Source organism: Rhizobium subbaraonis, from assembly GCF_900220975.1.
Taxonomy (GTDB): domain Bacteria; phylum Pseudomonadota; class Alphaproteobacteria; order Rhizobiales; family Rhizobiaceae; genus Mycoplana; species Mycoplana subbaraonis.
The window spans coordinates 90,332-108,731 of the sequence record NZ_OBQD01000005.1 but is presented as its reverse complement, the minus strand read 5'-3'; the positions used below and the strand labels follow the sequence as shown (position 1 = coordinate 108,731).

At 64.3% G+C, this 18,400-nt stretch carries 16 protein-coding genes; 6 read left to right on the top strand and 10 right to left on the bottom strand.

Going from position 1 to position 18,400, the window contains the following annotated elements:
- Positions 1-265: 265 nt before the first annotated feature.
- Positions 266-1,801: a sensor histidine kinase gene (locus tag CRO48_RS08775; protein ID WP_097138252.1), complete on the top strand. Its 1,536-nt coding sequence runs from the start codon at positions 266-268 to the stop codon at positions 1,799-1,801.
- 22 nt (positions 1,802-1,823) lie between these two features.
- On the opposite strand, the gene CRO48_RS08770 is transcribed toward CRO48_RS08775, so the two are convergent.
- The 3 genes from CRO48_RS08770 to cobT all read right to left on the bottom strand — a co-directional run bounded on the left by CRO48_RS08770 (position 1,824) and on the right by cobT (position 4,630).
- Positions 1,824-2,927 carry a hypothetical protein gene (locus CRO48_RS08770; protein ID WP_097138250.1) on the bottom strand — a complete coding sequence of 368 codons (1,104 nt, stop codon included), beginning with the start codon at positions 2,925-2,927 and terminating at the stop codon, positions 1,824-1,826.
- Between the two features lie 76 nt (positions 2,928-3,003).
- On the bottom strand, positions 3,004-3,405 hold the full coding sequence (locus tag CRO48_RS08765) for a diacylglycerol kinase (RefSeq protein WP_097138248.1): 402 nt from the start codon (positions 3,403-3,405) through the stop codon (positions 3,004-3,006).
- Between the two features lie 208 nt (positions 3,406-3,613).
- Positions 3,614-4,630, bottom strand: a complete 1,017-nt coding sequence (gene cobT / locus CRO48_RS08760; protein WP_097138738.1) for a nicotinate-nucleotide--dimethylbenzimidazole phosphoribosyltransferase — start codon at positions 4,628-4,630, stop codon at positions 3,614-3,616.
- A 183-nt stretch (positions 4,631-4,813) separates the two neighbouring features.
- On the opposite strand from cobT, the gene CRO48_RS08755 reads away from it, so the two are divergent.
- From CRO48_RS08755 to CRO48_RS08745, 3 genes are read left to right on the top strand one after another with little or no spacing between them, the layout of a single operon-like run.
- Positions 4,814-5,596, top strand: a complete 783-nt coding sequence (locus CRO48_RS08755; RefSeq protein ID WP_407071906.1) for an adenosylcobinamide-GDP ribazoletransferase — start codon at positions 4,814-4,816, stop codon at positions 5,594-5,596.
- A 41-nt stretch (positions 5,597-5,637) separates the two neighbouring features.
- On the top strand, positions 5,638-5,859 hold the full coding sequence (locus CRO48_RS08750) for a DUF1289 domain-containing protein (RefSeq protein ID WP_097138244.1): 222 nt from the start codon (positions 5,638-5,640) through the stop codon (positions 5,857-5,859).
- A complete protein-coding gene (locus CRO48_RS08745) occupies positions 5,856-6,554 on the top strand; it encodes a retropepsin-like aspartic protease family protein (protein WP_097138242.1) in 699 nt (232 codons plus the stop codon). The genes CRO48_RS08750 and CRO48_RS08745 overlap by 4 nt, the downstream gene beginning before the upstream one ends.
- Before the next feature lie 154 nt (positions 6,555-6,708).
- On the opposite strand, the gene CRO48_RS08740 is transcribed toward CRO48_RS08745, so the two are convergent.
- The 5 genes from CRO48_RS08740 to CRO48_RS08720 form a co-directional block, all read right to left on the bottom strand.
- On the bottom strand, positions 6,709-8,403 hold the full coding sequence (locus CRO48_RS08740; RefSeq protein ID WP_097138239.1) for a methyl-accepting chemotaxis protein: 1,695 nt from the start codon (positions 8,401-8,403) through the stop codon (positions 6,709-6,711).
- Between the two features lie 229 nt (positions 8,404-8,632).
- Positions 8,633-9,394 (bottom strand): ABC transporter permease, encoded by a 762-nt coding sequence (locus CRO48_RS08735; RefSeq protein WP_097138237.1) that lies wholly within the window; start codon positions 9,392-9,394, stop codon positions 8,633-8,635.
- Positions 9,391-10,317 carry an ABC transporter ATP-binding protein gene (locus CRO48_RS08730; protein ID WP_097138235.1) on the bottom strand — a complete coding sequence of 309 codons (927 nt, stop codon included), beginning with the start codon at positions 10,315-10,317 and terminating at the stop codon, positions 9,391-9,393. The genes CRO48_RS08735 and CRO48_RS08730 overlap by 4 nt, the downstream gene beginning before the upstream one ends.
- Positions 10,318-10,822: 505 nt before the next feature.
- Entirely contained in the window at positions 10,823-12,049 is a 1,227-nt protein-coding gene (locus tag CRO48_RS08725) for an extensin-like domain-containing protein (RefSeq protein ID WP_097138233.1), read from the bottom strand.
- Positions 12,050-12,359: 310 nt separating this feature from the next.
- Entirely contained in the window at positions 12,360-14,171 is a 1,812-nt protein-coding gene (locus CRO48_RS08720) for a methyl-accepting chemotaxis protein (RefSeq protein ID WP_097138230.1), read from the bottom strand.
- 223 nt (positions 14,172-14,394) lie between these two features.
- Between CRO48_RS08720 and CRO48_RS08715 the strand changes: the two genes are divergently transcribed.
- Both CRO48_RS08715 and CRO48_RS08710 read left to right on the top strand, forming a co-directional pair.
- Positions 14,395-14,781, top strand: coding sequence for an acyl-CoA thioesterase (locus CRO48_RS08715; protein WP_097138228.1), 387 nt, complete (start codon positions 14,395-14,397; stop codon positions 14,779-14,781).
- Positions 14,782-14,960: 179 nt separating this feature from the next.
- A complete protein-coding gene (locus CRO48_RS08710; protein ID WP_097138226.1) occupies positions 14,961-15,551 on the top strand; it encodes a hypothetical protein in 591 nt (196 codons plus the stop codon).
- Here CRO48_RS08710 and CRO48_RS08705 read toward each other — a convergent pair whose 3' ends face one another.
- Both CRO48_RS08705 and CRO48_RS08700 read right to left on the bottom strand, forming a co-directional pair.
- Positions 15,552-16,721, bottom strand: a complete 1,170-nt coding sequence (locus CRO48_RS08705) for a DUF1501 domain-containing protein (RefSeq protein WP_097138224.1) — start codon at positions 16,719-16,721, stop codon at positions 15,552-15,554.
- Between the two features lie 12 nt (positions 16,722-16,733).
- A complete protein-coding gene (locus CRO48_RS08700; protein WP_097138222.1) occupies positions 16,734-18,329 on the bottom strand; it encodes a DUF1800 domain-containing protein in 1,596 nt (531 codons plus the stop codon).
- Positions 18,330-18,400 lie beyond the last annotated feature (71 nt).

Below are 18,400 nucleotides of genomic sequence, written 5' to 3'. Positions count from 1 at the left end.
CATTCATGCCGCGTTTCGTCATACCGGCCGGGCGTTCCTGCCCGACCTCGCGTTTGCCCTGCGGTCATCGTGACCTATCGCCAAGGCGTGCGCAAATTCAATGTGTTGCCAGCCGTCATCGCATCTGCGCGGCACAACCGTTCCGTAACGAGGCAACCATCCGCGATTAGCGGTGAAATGGTTCGCAAATTCCTAACGCGCGGCAGCATCTTCTTAAGAATTCCACAATAGACTTTCGCGAGTGATCACAAGCGTTTCGTAGACCATGGGCCCCGGCGTCAGCACCACGACCGACAAGAATATCGTCGACAGATCGCGCAGCCATCGAAACAAGGCTGTCTCGCGCGCCGTCCGCGCGACCCGTGAACGCCTGCAAACCGCGACGGGCACATCTCCCGTGTTCGAGCGCGAGATGCTCCTTCTCTATATCAATGCCATTCTGAACAGCGCCCTCGTCATTCCCGCCCTGATCACGATCATCGCCGGCATCGGGCTCCGGCTCTCCCGCGATCCCGTCTTCGTCGCCTGGGGCCTTCTGGCGCTGAGCCTGCACGCCATTACCGTCTTGCTGGCAAGGCACGTCCACAGGAAGGGTCTGGCGGCAGAAGAGGTTCGCCGCTGGCAGAGGTGGTTCCTCGCAGCACAGATCCTCATGGGCCTGGGCTGGGCCGTATTTGCCCTGCAGGATTGCAACAGCTGCGGCGGAAGCACCTTCGATTTCTACAAGGGCACGTCCGTGCTTGTCGCCTTGTGCGTCACATCGATCGGCTCGTTGATGCTGCGGAATGCCACGCTCTATGCGTTCATGCCGACCGTCATCGTGATGTTCCTGGTCGCAAGCAGCAAGCCGGACGGAGCGCTTTTCGGGATGACGGCCATCATCTCGGCCGCCTTGATCTTCCTGACCTTCATTACCCATCGCCTCCGCCGCACCAGCATACAGTTGCTGTCGTCGCAGTCTGAAAAAGATGATCTCATCGCCGAACTCGAGGTGGCGAAATCAATGTCGGACGAGGCGCGCCGCCGGGCGGAGGAGGCCAATCTCGCCAAGTCGCGCTTCCTGGCCTCCATGTCCCATGAGCTTCGCACGCCGCTGAACGCCATCCTGGGCTTTTCCGAAGTGATGAGCACCGAGGTGCTGGGGCCGTTGAGCAATCCGACCTACAAGGAATACACCGCCGACATCCATCGTTCGGGCAAGCACCTGCTGAACTTGATCAACGAGATCCTCGATCTTTCACGCATCGAAGCGGGCAAGTACGACCTGACGGAAGAAGCCATCCGGCTGGTGGAAATCTGCGAGGACTGCGTCGGCATGGTCCAGCTTCGTGCCCGCGCCAAGAACATCTCCATCCGCCAGCAGTTCGAAAGCGGCATGCCGGACGTATGGGCGGACGAGAAGGCCTTGCGGCAGGTGGTGCTCAACCTCCTTTCCAACGCCGTCAAGTTCACGTCCCAGAGCGGCGAGATCACCGTCAAAGTCGGCTGGACCGCCGGCGGCGGTCAGTACATTTCGATCAGGGACAACGGCCCGGGCATTCCCGAGGAGGAGATCCCGATCGTTCTGTCGGCCTTCGGCCAGGGCTCCATCGCGATCAAGAGCGCCGAGCAAGGCACCGGCCTCGGCCTGCCGATCGTCCAGGCGATCCTCGCCAAGCACAACGGCGAATTCATCCTGAAATCGAAGCTGCGCGAAGGAACCGAAGCGATCGCGATCCTGCCCGCAAAGCGGGTCCTTCAGAGCCTCCTGCCGGTGGAAGAGATCAGGACGGTCGCACCGAAAAAGCGCAGCTTCGCGTGATTTTCACGCCCTTGTCTGCCGGTCAACCGACAAGGTCGAGGAACGGCTGATAATCGTGAAAATCACGCAGGTCGTTGTCGTAGGCGCTCGGCCTCGACAGGTTTTTCAAGCGCTGCTTGTATCTTCCGTCCAGCGCCACCGCGTTGCGGACGCAGGTCAGCACGCTGTTCTTGATGTCGATCAGTGCCTTCTGCGTCTTTTCGGCCGGTTCACCGGCAAGGTCCGGCCGTTCGAGAAGAGCGTGATGCTTCTGCCCGAATGCGCAAGCCATCAGTAGCCAGTATTCCGGATTGCTGCGCGCCGAGCTTCCGCTGATCCGGTTTCCGAGGTCGATCGCGCGCTGGTACCCGTCCTCGACGTAGAGAAGGGAGCGAATGATATCGAGCGTCTGGTCGACCGAGGGTGCAGCGCCGCCCGAGACCATCTTCACAGAGGGATTCTCACTGTCAGGGCTCAATTCCTCTGCCGCCCTTGTGACCTCATCCGCGCCCTCCTCGATTGGATCGTTGAGGTGATCGCCCAGCACGCGTTCGACATACTGGAACAGCGCCGAAAGGTAGATCCGCGTATAGAGGTAGAAGAATATGAACCCGGCGACGAGGCCGAAAAGAAGAATGAACGGGCCGACGATCGGGATGGACTGGCCCGACGGCCCCAGATGCGCCGTATTTAACTTCAGGTATTCGGAAAAGCTGTAAAGGCGATCATCAAGAGTGCCGATTTGGGTCAGGCCGACGCCGACCAGCATCGTCGTCAGCCATTCCGAAATGCGCTCCAGATTCGAGTTCGAGCGCAGCAGACTGAGCCGCCGCCTGCCTCTCGCGTCATCGTCCGGTCGCTGGTCCTCCAGTTCGGAGACCGGCGCCAGCGGATCTTTCGCAAGGATTCGCGGGACTGAAAACAAGAAGCCGACGACGCCGCCGAGTGCTGCCGCCATGGCGAAGATCAGGCCACAGATGCCGATCGCCGCCAGATAGCCGTAGGACTGCGACGCGATAAGGAACAGTGCGGAAATGCCGAGCAGCACAAGAGCCACGAGCCCGAGGAACCTTGCCTTCGCGTTCCGGTCTCGCTCTTCCCGATCCTCTTGCCCCAAGTCTGTGAATGTGCCGATACCCACGCTCATGGCGCCCTCCCCGTTTGTGGAAGATCATAGGAGGCGGCACGAACGTCGTCAATCTATAGGTTGCATTCTAAATTACTTACAACCAGTGAGACAGGATCACCACATAGGCTGCGTAGAGCGCGTTCGCCACGATCATGCAGAAACAGGCGAACGAGCCGAGATCCTTGGCGTTGCGCCCCATGTCGGAGATCTCGGGCGAGACACGGTCGACGATTTCCTCGATCGCGGTGTTGATCGCCTCGAAGGCCATCATCAACAGGAACAGGATCCCCATCGCGACATACTGGAAGAGCGTCGCGCCGGTCGCGACGAAGCCGACCATCACCGCGCCGAAGGCAAGCAGTTCGTGGCGGAATGCGGCCTCGCCCAGCAGACGTCTCGCCCCGCCCAGCGAATAGCTGGCGGCGGCAAAAAGGTGCCGGAAGCCCTTCTGCTTCTTCACCGGGCTCGTATCGATCCTGCCTTGCGCCATGGTCATCGTTCTTATCTCGCTCGCACGATTGCGGCCGCGCACGCCCACGTTGTCATCTCTATCATGCCAGCAATGCGCGACGAAAGCATTGCCGGCCTGCCGGTTGGGGCCATATTGGCGTCCGGTGGCGGAAACAAGGCCGAGACCGGTCGGGCCGCTGCCACGCGCACCGGAACCTCCGCGCCTGCGTGTAGCCGACCGGTCCGGTCCGCAACTACTGTTTGTTGCTGACGCCGGCCTGAACAAACGTCGCCATGCCGGAATGGCAGGCGGCGGCAGACTTGACGATGCCCGCTGCAAGTGCTGCCCCCGTCCCCTCGCCGAGCCGCATGCCGAGCGCAAGAAGCGGCGTCTTGCCGAGCTTCTCGATCGCGCGCATGTGTCCCGGCTCCGCCGAGACATGGCCGATCAGGCAGTGATCCAGCGCCGCCGGGTTGGCCGCCTTCAGGACAGCACCCGCGCAGGTGGCGACATAGCCGTCGAGAATCACCGGCACCTTCTGCATGCGTGCTGCAAGGATCGCGCCGGCCATCGCGGCGATCTCCCGCCCGCCGAGCCGCCGCAGCACCTCGAACGGATCGGAGAGATGCGCCTTGTGCAGGGCGACCGCCTTTTCCACCGCGGCGATCTTGCGGGCAAGGACCTCGCCTTCCGCGCCGGTGCCCGGACCGACCCAATCGGCGGCAGTGCCGCCGTAGAGCGCGAGGTTGATGGCCGCCGCAATCGTCGTGTTGCCGATCCCCATTTCACCGATGCACAGAAGATCGGTGCCGCCTGCCACGGCTTCCATGCCGAAGGCCATGGTCGCCGCGCAGTCGCGCTCGGAAAGGGCTGCCTCCTGCGTGATATCGCCGGTCGGATAGTCAAGCGCGAGGTCGAAGACCTTCAGGCCGAGGTCGTGGGTGACGCAGATCTGGTTGATCGCCGCCCCGCCTGCAGCAAAATTCTCCACCATCTGGGCGGTCACCGAAGGCGGATAGGGGGTCACGCCCTGCCGGGTCACGCCGTGGTTGCCGGCAAAGATCGCGACCAGAGGCCGCGTCACCGCCGGAGCGCGGCCGGACCAGGCGGCGAGCCAGAAGGCGATCTCCTCCAACCGGCCGAGAGAACCCGGCGGCTTGGTCAGCTGGGCGTCTCGGTCGCGCGCGGCCACCAGTGCAGCCGAATCCGGCCCCGGCAGATTGCGCAGCAATTCACGGAAATCATCGAACGGCAGGCCGCTGGCACTCATATTGGGGAATTCCTCGTATTCGGCTTCCAAAGCAGGATCGGTTGCCCCCTATTAGAGATCGGCGGCGCGTCCGACAACCGAATTTGCGGCGGACGCTGTCGCCGTTTCGGCGTGGCAACGCGGCTGCGACACGCTAGGATGATGGCACGCCCTGCGCATTGGGACGGGCAAGGAGAGATGCAGGTGGAACTGCGCGACTATATCAACGACGTGGCCCGGTCGGTGGCTTTTCTGTCCCGTATCCGCGTACCCGGCCGATACTTCGACGGACACGACGGCCGCCTCAGCGTGACGGTGCGGGCGTTTCCGATGGCGGGGGTGCTGATCCTGCTACCGGCGGCAGCCCTCCTGGCGGTCCTTACGCTACTGGACACCGCTCCCTACCTGTCCGCCTTCCTCGTTCTCGCGGTCCAGACGCTCTTGACCGGCGCGCTGCATGAGGACGGGCTGTCGGATGCCGCCGACGGGCTCGGCGGCGGGCGCGACCGGGAAAGCGCCCTTTCGATCATGAAGGACAGCCGGGTCGGCTCCTACGGCGTCGTCGCCCTCGTCCTGTCCTTCGGCGTTCGGGCGTCGGCGCTGGCAGCGATCATCACCGCCCTTTCGCCGATCGGCTCCGCCTGCGCGCTGCTGGCCGTCGCCGCTGCCAGCCGCGCCGCCATGGTCTGGCACTGGCAGGCGCTGCCCCCGGCCCGTCCGGACGGCGTCGCCGCCGCCGCCGGCCAGCCGGAACCAGCCGCCGCCCGTACCGCACTCGTATCCGGCGCGGCAATCGTCCTGCTGCTGCTTCTGCCCGCCGCACCGCTTCTCGGTATCGCCTCAATGGTGCTCGCAGTCGCCGCCGCCGTCTTCGTCTTCAGCGACGTCGTTTCCGACAAGATCGGCGGCCACACCGGCGACACGATCGGCGCCAGCGAACAGGTCGCCGAGATTGCGGCGCTCGCCGCCCTTGCGCTGGCGCTCTGAGCCGACGATATAAAGTGGCATCTGTATCCGCTGGAGACCCGATGGAATCACCTTGCATCCTCGTCTGTTCGATAGATGACACCACCGGCTATTGTTTCGGTTGCGGCAGGACGCGCGAAGAGATCGGCGGCTGGATAAGCTACAGCTCCGACCAGCGCCGCTCTGTGATGGCCGAACTGCCGGCCCGTCTTGCCACCATCGAACGCAAGCCCCGCCGGGAAACCCGGCGGACGCGCATGGCGCGGGAGCGCGGCGAGGCATGAGACTGTGGATCGTCCTCGGCATCCTCGGCTTCGGACTGGCGATGCTTTTCCTGAACCACGGGACCGGGCGCACCTTCGGCCTCGGCAACGAAGATTTCGGCCAGCTCGTTCAGTTGTCGGCGATCGGCGCGTTGCTCGCCACCGGCTTCCTCGCCAGCCGCGGCCGCATGAGCGAGGCGCTGCGCAACGCGGCACTGTGGCTGCTGATCGCGCTCCTCTTCGTTGCAGGCTATATCTATCGCGACGACCTGCAATCGGTGGCGGGGCGGCTGACGGCCGGACTCGTCCCGGGCCGCGCGGTCGTCACGACCGATGCCTCCGGAGAGCAGATTCTCGTGCTGCACAAGATGGAGCATGGTCATTTCCAGGTCGATGCACAGATCAACGGCGGCAGCGTCGATCTGCTGGTCGATACTGGCGCGAGTTCGGTCGTCCTCAGCTATGCGGACGCCGAGCGTCTTGGCCTGGCGCCCGAGACGCTGAACTTCAACCTGATGGTGTCGACCGCAAACGGCACGGCCGTGGCCGCGCCCGTCCGCCTCGACAGCGTCGCCATCGGCCCGATCGAGCGTCGCAACGTCCGGGCCGTGGTGGCGGGTCAAGGCCGGCTGGACCAGAGCCTTCTCGGCATGACCTTCCTCGGAACGCTCGACTCGGTCGAAATTCGCGGTGACGAACTTCGTTTGCGGGACTGAAACGGGCAGCAAGCTCCAACTGCCGCTGCCTCCACCACAGCGTTTGAATAGCGCAATCAATCGGCCGGCAGTGGCCCCCGTTTGCGCCAAACCCTTTTCTATATCCGCTCCGGGAGCCGAGGCGGGACGAATTCCCGTGGACCCGGCCGGCGGGTCAGGCAACCAGGCTTTGCTGCATGCGGATCGGACTATCGGCCCCTCGGCTGCCCGTGCGGAATTGCCCCACCAGCCCCGACAGCTCCGCGGCCTCCTCCGCCAACCCCGCGCTCGCGACGGCCGATTCCTCCACCAGCGCAACGTTGCGCTGCGTTCCCTGATCGATCGAATTCACGGCCTCGTTGACCTGGCTCAGGCTTGCCGATTGCTCGCGCGTGGCTTCCACGATGGCGCCGACATTTTCGTGCACGCGCGTCACCTGCCCGACGATCTTCTCCAGCGCGCCGCCGGCCTGCCCGACGAGACCGACCCCGTCTCGGACATGCTTCCCCGATTCGGCGATGAGTGCCTTGATCTCCTTCGCCGCCGTCGCCGTGCGCTGCGCAAGCTCGCGGACCTCATGGGCCACCACCGCAAAGCCCTTGCCGGCTTCTCCGGCCCGCGCAGCCTCCACGCCGGCGTTCAGCGCCAGAAGGTTCGTCTGGAACGCGATCACGTCGATCACACCGACGATGCCCGCAATCTGCGTGGAGGATGCCTCGATCTTCGCCATCGCGTCCACGGCCTGCCGGACGACATCGCCGGATATGTCCGCGCTCAGTTTTGCGCCTTCGACCAGCGTGCCCGCCTCGGCGGCACGCGTCGCCGTCTCGTTCACCGTCATCGTGATCTCGTTGACCGCGGAAGCCGTCTCTTCGACGGCGGCCGCCTGTTGTTCCAGTTCACGCGCCAACGCCTCTGAGGCGATGCGGACCTGCTGCGAGCCAGAGGCCATGGTCGCCGCGTTCTGGGAAATCGTCCGTACCGCGACGCAGAGACGATCAACGGACATGTTGAAGTCCGCCCTCAGCTTGTCGAGCGCCGCCCCGAAAGGTTTTTCCAACCTGCATCCGAGATTGCCGCCGGCGAGCTCGTGCAAAGCGCCGCCGAGCTCGTTGACGGCGCGAACGCGATCACTCACGTCGGTTGCAAACTTCACGATCTTGAAGACCTTGCCGTTCATGTCGAAGATCGGATTGTAGGATGCCTGGATATGAACCTTCCTGCCGCCCTTGCCGATGCGCGTGAATTCATCGGACACGAAATCGCCGGCTGCCAACCTGTTCCACAACTCGCGATACTCGCGGCTCGCGACATAACCCGGGTCGCAAAACATCGAATGGTGCTGGCCGACGATCTCGTCGATCCCGTAGCCGAGAGCCTGCAGAAAATTGTCATTGGCCGTCAGAATTTTCCCGTCGGTACTGAACTCGATGATCGCCTGGGCGCGTGATATCGCATCCAGCTTGCCGGCATATTCGGCGTTCCTCTGTTTCGCCTCGGTGATGACGGTCGCAAACTTCACGATCTTGTACGGCTTGCCGCCACGGGACACCGGGTTGTAGGACGCCTCAATCCAGACCTCGCGCCCGTTCTTGCCGATGCGCTTGTACTGACGGCGATCGAATTCGCCCTGCCCCAGACGTCTCCAGAACTCGCGATACTCCCCGCTCATCGCGTATTGCGGCTCCACGAACATGCTGTGATGCCGGCCGGCGATCTCCGACAGCTCATATCCGAGCGCATCGCAGAAATTGCGGTTCGCAGTCAGGATTTTTCCGGCGAGGTCGAATTCGATGATGGCTTGCGACCTGTCCATGGCCTCGAGGATGGCCGCGGCGTCGACCGTGCGGCCGAACGAAAGCAACGACATGATCCGACTCCAGTAAAGAACGATAATATCTGAGGAAGAGGCACGGCCCAGACCGGGCCGTGCTGAAAGGCAGGTCCATTAAGTGCCGGAAAGATAAGCGGTCGAACGTTTACATTTGTTTAAATTGCAACCGAAGGAGGAACCATCGCACCGGGATAGCCCATGCGCGGCAAAGGCCTCCGCCTCCCGTACAGATGTGCTTGGAGCGGCGGCATCGACGGCAAAGCCTTCAGTTCTTGAGCTTGTAACCGGTCTTGAAGATCCAGGCCGTGATCGAAAGGCAGGCGGCCAGAAACACGACGACGATGCCCAGGCTGATGAGCGGGTTGACGTCGGCGATCTCATAGAAGCTCCAGCGGAAACCGGAAACGAGATACAGCACCGGATTGAAATGGCTGACCGTCTGCCAGAAGGGTGGAAGCATGTCGATCGAGTAGAAGCTGCCGCCCAGAAAGACCAGTGGCGGGATCACCAGCATCGGAATCACGTTCAGCTGTTCGAAATCCTTCGCCCAGATACCGATCATGAAACCGAAAAGGCTGAAGCTGACCGCTGTCAGGACGAAGAACAGAACCATCAGGAAGGGATGGGCGATCGAGATGTCCACGAAGAGCGATGCCGTGGCGAGGATGATCGTTCCGATCAGGAGGCCCTTGGTCGCGGCCGCGCCGACATAGCCGATGACGATCTCGACCACCGAGATCGGCGCCGAGAGGATTTCGTAGATCGTGCCAGTGAACTTCGGGAAGTAGATGCCGAACGAGCCGTTGCCGATGCACTGGTTGAGCAGAGTCAGCATGATGAGGCCGGGCGCGATGAAGGCCCCGTAGGGCACGCCGTCAACCTCCTGGATGCGCGAGCCGATCGCCGCGCCGAACACGATGAAGTAGAGCGAGGTCGACACGACCGGCGAGATCACGCTCTGCATGAGCGTGCGGCGGGTGCGCGCCATCTCGAACAGGTAGATCGACTTGATGGCCTCGAAATTCATTTCGCCTCTCCAACCAGTTCGACGAAGATGTCTTCCAGCGTGCTCTGCTGCGTCGAGACGTCCTTCAGCCGAAATCCCTCTTGCGCGATCGCGCTCAACAGCCCCGTAATGCCGGTGCGCTCGCCACTCGTTTCATAGTCGTAGATCAGGGTCCGGCCTTCGCTCCCGATCCGCAGATTGAAGGGCGCCAGCGTTTCGGGAACGACGGCCACCGGTTCGGCAAGCTCGACCGTCAGTGTCTTGCGTCCGAGCTTCTGCATCAGCGCCGCCTTCTCCTCCACGAGCAGGATCTCGCCCTTGTTGATGACGCCGATGCGATCGGCGATCTCTTCGGCCTCCTCGATGTAGTGCGTCGTCAGGATGATCGTGACGCCGGAGGCGCGCAGTCGCTCGACCAGTTGCCACATGTCCTTGCGCAGGGCCACGTCGACGCCGGCGGTCGGCTCGTCGAGGAACAGCACCTTCGGTTCGTAGGAGAGCGCCTTGGCGATCAGCACGCGCCGGCGCATGCCGCCGGACAGCTGGCGGAGCATGGTATCCTTCTTGTCCCACAGCGACAGGTCGCGAAGGATGCGTTCGATCATGGCCGGATCGGGCTTCTTGCCGTGCAGCCCGCGGGAAAAGGCCACGGTATTGAACACGGTCTCGAAGGCATCGAGCGTCAGTTCCTGCGGGACGAGGCCGATGATCTCGCGCGTGGCCCGGAAGTCCTTGACCACGTCGTGGCCGGCGACGGTCACGCGGCCGCCGCTCGGCATGACGATGCCGCAGATGATGGAAATCATCGTCGTCTTGCCGGCGCCGTTGGGGCCGAGCAGCGCGAGGATCTCGCCTTCCTCGATGTCGAGGCTCACCCCCTTCAGAGCCTGGAAGCCGCTGGCATAGCTCTTGGTGAGGTTCTGGATGCTGACGATGGGAGCCATGGACGGGACCGATGCAAATGGCGGGAAGCAGGCAGGACGGCCTCCGGATAGGGGAGGACGCGCGCCTGCCGGATATGGCGGGGTGCGCGCCGCTATATGGGACCGGGTGCAGCCGATTTCATCCCCCGGCGGCGAAAAAATGTCACGCTCACACGTTGCGGCCGCAGGCGGTCGCAGGGCCGCAGGCGAGACCGGTCAACCGTCATGAAACCGTGACGTTTTTCGATCATTCTCGGACCCGAGGCAGGAAGCCGCCACCGCGTCGCCCCGGCGCTTTCCGCTCGCAATGATTGCGACATCGCCTCCGCCTTGCTGTCCCCTTTGCAAGGCCGGACGGATGGATGAACCATCCGCAAGGAAGCGCCGCCCGCGGGATCCCCTTCCGCTGGCCACCTGTATCGCGTCGGCGCAGCCGCGACGCCCGTATGAAGCGTTAACTTGGCCGGCTCCAGGGCCGGTCCTTTTTTTTTCGCGAAGCTTCCTGTCTCGGTCCGGCCGCGGCCGTTCAAAGGCTGCAGTGGCGATATCCCGACTTGCGCATCCGGAGATCGAAGTGGAAGTGATCCTTGTGGAAGCGGTCGCTCCCCGGACCGAGCACGGTCGTGAAATACTTGCAACTGTCGCTGCGCACCGCCTTCAGCAAACCCTTCTCGCGAAAGGCGAAAAAGCTCTTGTTGCGCACGAGGATCGCCTTGCCGCTGTTGAGGACGATCTTGCCGACGTCGATGGCATTGCCCTTGGCGTGCTCCGACATGGCGGCGCCGCGCCGCGAGTTCATCGTGCGGCAGGAATAGGACGACATCTGATGGATCGACTTTACGCCGGAGAGATAACGCAGGCGCGCAGCCGGTGCGAGTTCGTTCTTCACCCAGCGCGCGAACGCCTCGGTGATCTGGCAGTTCACCTGCGCCGCCGGCTTGATCTGGATGCCGCCGGACAGGCCCTGCAGCTCGATCGGATAGGCAATGCCGCAGGAATTGCCCTTGCCGATTCGCGGCAGGTCGCGGAACTTCACGCCCAGCCGCTGCAGTCGCTGCCGGCAGGACTTCTCCGCCGCCGGCATGCCGCCCAGCGTTTCCGGCACCGACATCGGATTGTTGAAGCGGGGAATATAGGCGACCTTGTCCTGCTGCGCCGACGGCGCTGCCCTTGCGGCCGCGGGCGCCGAACCGCCCAGCTCCGCGCTGGCGTCGGTCATCGGCATGGTCATCGGCTCAGGCGTGGTCGCGGGCTCGCCAAGCTGCCGCGGTTCATCCGTGCCGATGCCGTCGACCACGACCTGGGTGGCGTTGCCTTCCGCGATCTCCTCGGCCTGGGCCTCGGCAAGCCCCTGGACGGGCAGAACACCGAGCCCGGCGTCCATGTTGACGCCGTCCTGCGGCACCTGCATCGTCCCGGAGGTGGCCTGCGGGGCCGTCACGCCCATTGCCTCGTCGCTGTCGATCTTCGGCAAGGCGCCGGCCGGCTGGGCCTGCAGTTCACCGTATGCGTCGTCCATGACCACGCCGCTGTTTCCCGCCGACGTCACCGGCATCCCGGTCGCGGGATATGCCGCAGCCGCATTGCCGGCCGCATGCCGCGTCCGCTGCTCGCCGGTCGGCCGGATGGCGTTGACCGTGCTTTCACCGTCGATGCTAGCCGGCGGCGTCAACCCGTCCGAGCACCCGGCGAGCAGCAGCATCGCCGATAGCGCGGCCGGAAGACCGGATGAAAAGGCAGACGCGATACTCATGGCACTTCCCGTCCCGCTTGCCGTCCGGCAGCCGGCAAAACGGCCGACCGCCAATGTTCCGGCATGGTGCAGACATCCTGTGTTCGCATTCGGGACGAAACGGACATGCCGCGCGGCCCGAGGCTAGACCCCTGCAAATCAAGGAAATTTTAGAGCGCCAGGGTAAACGAAGGGTTTCGCGGCCGCTCGCCGGATATGGCGGAATGCGATCACTGATACCGAAACGGCCCGGCGCAGGTGCCGGGCCGCTACTGATCGGGGAGAACGCCTGTTGCCGTCATGCCCCTTGGCGCGACGGCGGACCTTGATGCTAGGCAGCGCGCATCTGCGCGGCTTCCTGCTGCGTCGCAAGGCGGAAGTTCTGCAACAGCGCCCGCAATTGCGCGCTCTCCTGCGTCAGCGTTTGGCCGGCCGCGCTGGTCTCCTCGACCATCGCCGCATTCTGCTGGGTCATCTGGTCCATCTGGTTGACCGCCGTATTGACCTCGGCAAGGCCGACGGACTGCTCGCGGGCGGCCGTCGCGATCAGCTTGACCTGATCGTTGACCTGGTTGACGAGGTGCTCGATCTCCGCCAGCGCCTCGCCGGTCGATCGTACCAGCGCCACGCCGTTTTCGACCTCCGTCGCCGAATTTCCGATCAGCCCCTTGATCTCCTTGGCGGCCTTGGCGGAACGCTGGGCCAGTTCGCGAACTTCCTGTGCCACGACCGCAAATCCCCTGCCCGCCTCGCCCGCGCGCGCCGCCTCCACGCCCGCATTCAGCGCCAGCAGATTCGTCTGGAACGCGATCTCGTCGATCACGCCGATGATCTGGCCAATGCGGCTGGAGGCGTCCTCGATCCGGCCCATGGCCGCGACCGCGTCGCGGACGATGGCGCCGGAACGGCCGGCACTGTCGCGCGTCTGGGCAACCATGTGGCTCGCCTCGGAGGCGCGATCGGAAGCGTTGCGAACGGCGACGGTGATCTCGTCCAGCGCTGCCGCGGTCTCCTCGAGGGAAGCGGCCTGCTGCTCGGTGCGGTGGGAGAGGTTGTCGGCCGCAGCGGCAATGCCGCCGGCATTGCCGTGCACCACGTCGGTCGAGTGGGCGATGGCGGTAATAACGCCGTTGAGCGCCTGCGCCGCCTGGTTGAAGTCGTCGCGCAACTTGGCGTATTCCGGCGCCATCGCGCCGATCCGTACGGAGAGATCGCCCCGCGCCAGCTTCTCGAGCGCCGTGCCGACGATCGCCATCGCCTCCGCCTGCGACTGGCTGAGCGCGCGCTGGCGGTGTTCGCCCTCGCTGCGCTCGGCGTCGATCCGACGCTGCTGCTCGCCTTCGCGGCGGCGCAGTTCGGCCCGTTCCTCAACCTTGTCGCGCAGGACCGAGACCACCTTTGCCATGTCGCCGATTTCGTCTCCGCGCCCCGTTTCCGGCACCTCGCCCGAAACATCCTCGCGTCCGATCGCTTCCATCGATGCCTTCAGGCGGTCGATCGGCAGCACGACGCTGCGAACGATCGCATAGGCGAGCAGCACGATCGCACCCGCGCCCAGCCCGAGCAGGCCGGCCATGAACAGCACGTTGCTGCGGAACAGGGCGGCGAGGTCGTCGGAATAGACGCCTGTGCCGACCACCCAGCCCCAGGGCGCAAAGCCGGCCACATGCGAATACTTCAGCACCGGCTCGTCGGCGCCGGGCTTCGGCCAGTAGTAATCGACGAAACCCTCACCCTTGGTCTTGGCCACCTGGGCGAATTCCTTGAAGATGAACTTGCCGTCGGGATCCTTCATGCCGGACTGGTCGGTGTTGTCCATTTCCGGCTTGATCGGATGCATCAGGACGCGGGCATCGAGGTCGTTGATCCAGAAATAGCCGCTGCCCTCGTAGCGCAGCGCCCGAACAGCGTCCTTGGCGCGCGCCTGCGCTTCATCGCGGCTCAGCACCCCGGCCGTCTCCTGTCCGTGATAGAACTCGAACAGCTTGACCAGGCTCTCGTCCATCGCCCGCAGCTTCGCCTTGCGCTCGACAACCATGAGGTCCTGGTAGTGAAACAGCGTGTAGATGGATACGGTGGAAAACACGGCCAAGGCCACGCCGACCAGCAGATAGAGCCTGGCAGAAATCTTCAACTTGCTCACGAAATGCCCCCTTAAAGTCCGGTCGCCAATTCCTCCCGGTTACCCCGGATATTTCGCGGGATAGGTTAAATTCGACTAAATTATCACATATCAAATCATGGGCGTGGGAGCAGGTTTCGCGGCATTTTCCGCTTTGCGAGGCAGTGTGTGCACCATCGCCGCCTTTCTCACCGCGCGAGACTGGGCTAAACGCTTGGGTGCGATACACGGAGCACCGATTCATATGACCGACACCGCCTCTCCCCTCGGCCAGCTGACGCTCAGGACGCTTGCCATGCCCGGCGACGCCAATGCGGCCGGTGACATTTTCGGCGGCTGGGTCATGTCGCAGATGGACCTTGCTGCCGGCATCCGCGCTGCCGAGCGCGCTCGCGGCCGGGTCGTCACGCGCGCCGTGCGCGAAATGGCGTTCGAGCTGCCTGTGAAGATTGGCGATACGATAAACGTCTACACCGAAGTCACCCAGGTCGGGCGCACGTCGATCACGCTTCTGGTCGAAGCCTGGGCGCATCGTTATCTGACCGGCCGGCTCGACAAGGTGACAGGCGCCACCTTCGTCATGGTGGCGCTCGACCACGACGGCCGTCCGGCCGTCGTTCCCGCAGAATAGGACGCGCCGCGCGCTCCGTGGCCGGGCGGACGGTGGACTTCGCCGCGCGCCTCTGACAATCTGCCGCAAAAGTTGCAATGACCACGCGGCCGCGGGAGCCCAAGCCCGTACACTGCGGCCGGACGCCGCTCTCACCGGCCCGGCCCCTTCGCCGCCTCCCGACATGGAGACCGTGTCCGATGGACCACCCGGCGACGGATCCAGCCCTGTTCAACCATATCCGCGTCGTCGTCGGCATGGTTCTCAGCCTCTCGATCGCACGCCTACTGACCGGCCTGGCGGTATTCATCCAGCATCCCGGCCGGACGCGCATCTATTGGGTCCATCTCGGCTGGGTGCTGTCGATGTTCCTGTTCCTGCTGCATTTCTGGTGGTGGGAATACCGGCTGGCTGCCCTGACGTCGATCGACTTCGCCGTCTACATGTTCCTGATCGGCTTCGCCTGCCTGTTTTTCTTCCTGTGCGTCCTGCTGTTTCCCACATCGATCGAGGAGTACAGCGGCTATGAGGATTACTTCCTGTCGCGCAGGGGTTGGTTTTTCGGCTTTCTGGCGCTTGCCTACACAGTCGACCTTGCCGACACCGCATTGAAGGGGCTGCCCTATTTCGAGTCCTTCGGCTACGAGTATCCGCTGCGCAACGGCACCTATATCGTGCTCTGCGCGATCGCGATGATGACGGCGAACAGGACGTTTCACGCCGCTTTCGTCTCCGCCGGCCTGATCTACCAGATCAGCTGGATCTTCCGCGCCTTCGACGTCCTCAATTGATCAGCCGCGCAGGTAGCTCGCGCGGGTATCCAGCGTCAGCCCCGGAAAAACGCTGCTGCCGATCGCCTTGGCGGAAACGCCGAACTGCTGATAGAGAATCGCGGCGGCGAGCTGCCGCAAGTCGGTCGTCGGCTGCAGGTCCCGCCCGTCGAGAAGGCTTGCTTCGGAAAGCGTTGGCCAAGTCCCGTGTATCCTGCCACCGGCAACTGCACCGCCGGCGATGATCGCCACGCCACCGGTGCCGTGGTCGGTGCCGGCCGAACCATTCTCCCGCGCCGTCCGACCGAACTCCGTGATCGCCAGGACCGCCGTTTTGCGCCAGACCTCCGGCCGCAGGTTCGCCTTCAGCGTCAGGATCGCAGTGCAAAGCTCGCCGACCGGCTTTTTGAAGGTGCGGTCCTGACCGACATGCGTGTCCCAGCCGGAGATCGAGAAGCTGGCGATGCGGTGCTCGCCCGAAAGCATCCCGGCGGCTAGCCTTGCCACCGATTCGACCCCGCTGTTACGCTTTTCGCCCGCATGGATGCCGTCGGAGAACATGTCCGTTTCGACAGCCTCCGCCATCGCGGCGGCGAAGACCGGATCACTTCGGTAAAGACGCGTGAAGAAGCTGCGCTCGTCCTCGGCAAGCTCCAGGTTCGCCCGCGTCGACCAGACGTCGACCGGGTTCGGACCCGCAAGGATCAGTTCGGACGTCGTGTTCACGTCGATCGCTTTTCGCGCGCTGCCGCGCGGGATGCCGGCGATCGCCCGGTTCAGCCATCCCGTCCGCTCGTCCTGCACCGCGGCGCCACCGCTCTCCAACATGTCCTGCCCGTCGAAATGGCTGCGGCCGGAGCGGTAGGGCGTCGAAATGGCATTGACGAAACCGAGCTCGCCCGCCCGCCACAGCGGCAGCAGGGCCTCGGCGGCCGGATGCAATCCGAAATAGCCGTCGAGATCATGCAGCCCCTGTTCCGCCGACAGCGACAGCTTCGGACGCAGCAGCCGCAGGACGGGATCGCCATAGGGCTGCACGAGCGCCAGTCCATCCATCGCGCCGCGGAGGACGATGGTGACCAGCCGGTTGTCTCCGGGCACGGCCGCAAAGGTAACGGGGGTCACGATCGGTGCGGCCGCAAGGCAGCAGGCGGCGGTGAGGAAGTTGCGGCGGCTGAAATCTGTCGTCATCGCATCCTCTCCTCAGCGCCTGTTGAATTCCGGTGAGGCCAGCACCATCGCCAGGCCGATCTCGCGGCTCGGCGCGCGTGCGACCACCTGAATGGTGTCGTCCCGGGCCAGATCGCCAAGCGTCGCCTGCAGCAGCCTGCGCGGATCCTGGCCCTCGCCGAACCGTGCCGCCAGCGCACGCGACCAGGCGATCCGTTCGGTCAGCTGGCTGGCGGTGATCCAGCTTGCGAGTTTCTCGTCCCATCCGGCAGGGCTCGCCGGCTTCCACATCGGCTGGCCGAGCCTGGTCAGCGCGCCAACGGAATAGGGATTGGCGCGGAAGGGGTTGCGCCCGTCCGCCGTCGGAGCGGCCACGAGCCCCGCCCCGCCGGTCTCGCTCATTGCCACCGGTGGGCTTTTTTCAACGCCGGCGCCGGAATTACCCATGTCCATGGCGTTTCCCGCCACCGGTTGCGCCATGGCCGGCGCGGCCGGCTCAGTCATCGTCCCGGTCTCCGCTCCCGCCACTGTCATCGGCGGAACGTCCGCCACCCGAACCGGTGCGAGCGCATCGCCCGGCACGTTCAGGGCGCGAAGCCCGGCGACCACGAAATCATAGGGTTGCCGCGCCTTCTGCCCTTCCTGCTCCCAGCTGCGCGGATGCTCCAGCATGGCTTGGTAGACGTCCGGCAGGTTCCCGCCGCTGGCCGACCATGCCGCCACCATGGCCTCGACGACCTCCGTGGGCGGATCGTCCGCGATAAAATGGACGACGAGCTTGCGGCAGATGTGGCGCCGCGTCGCCTCCTTCCCGGCCAGATCCGACAGCAGGAGCCGCACGTCTTCCAGGCGCCGCACCGGACCGCCATAGTTGGTGCCCAGAACGCGGTGGCTGCCGGGTTCGGCCCGGTCCTCGCGATAGGCCAACCTGAATTTCCAGCTTTCGCTGTCCAGTCCGGTCAGGACATAGGCGGCGGCGCGCACGTCGTCCTGCGTATAGCCGTTGCCGGCGCCCATCGTATGCAGCTCAAGCAGCTCGCGTCCGAGGTTCTCGTTCAGCCCGAGCCCCTTCTTGACGCCGTAGACGGAGCTCGGACCGACCGACTTTGTCTGGTCGAGATAGATCAGCATCGCCGGATGCAGCGTCGCGGCGGTCAGCAGCTGCGCGAACGACCCGGCGAGATTGGGACGCAAGGCCTCAGCCTCGTAAAGCCCCACGAGCACGCGCATGACGCTCGACTTGCCGGCGCTGACAGCAAAATGGTCGCACCAGAACAAGGCCAGCCGCTCGAAGAAGCCGTTCGGCGATTGGACCGCGTGACGGATCTTGAGATGCTGGTCGCGCAAGGATGCCGCCGTCAGCCCGATCTCGTAGGGGTTGACCGAACGGTCCCCGACCTTGCGTACGGTGCCGTTCTTCTTGGCATCCTGGTTGGCGCGAAACAGGGTCCTGAACTGGGCAAAGCTCGCCCGCCGCCCGTCGATGCCGTCATAGGGGAAGGGACAGGTCTCCGCGACGCCGCGCTGCACCTGCGCCATCAACGCGTCCACATCCTCCGGCGGCGGCTCGCCCGGTCTCGGGCCGAGGCCGAAGCGATGCGCCGCGATCATGCCGAAGGACGGGACCATGGGACTTTCTTCCTGTGAGGGAGCATCGCTAGCGCGCAAATGCGACTTCTTTTCCGGCGGAAACCGCGTTC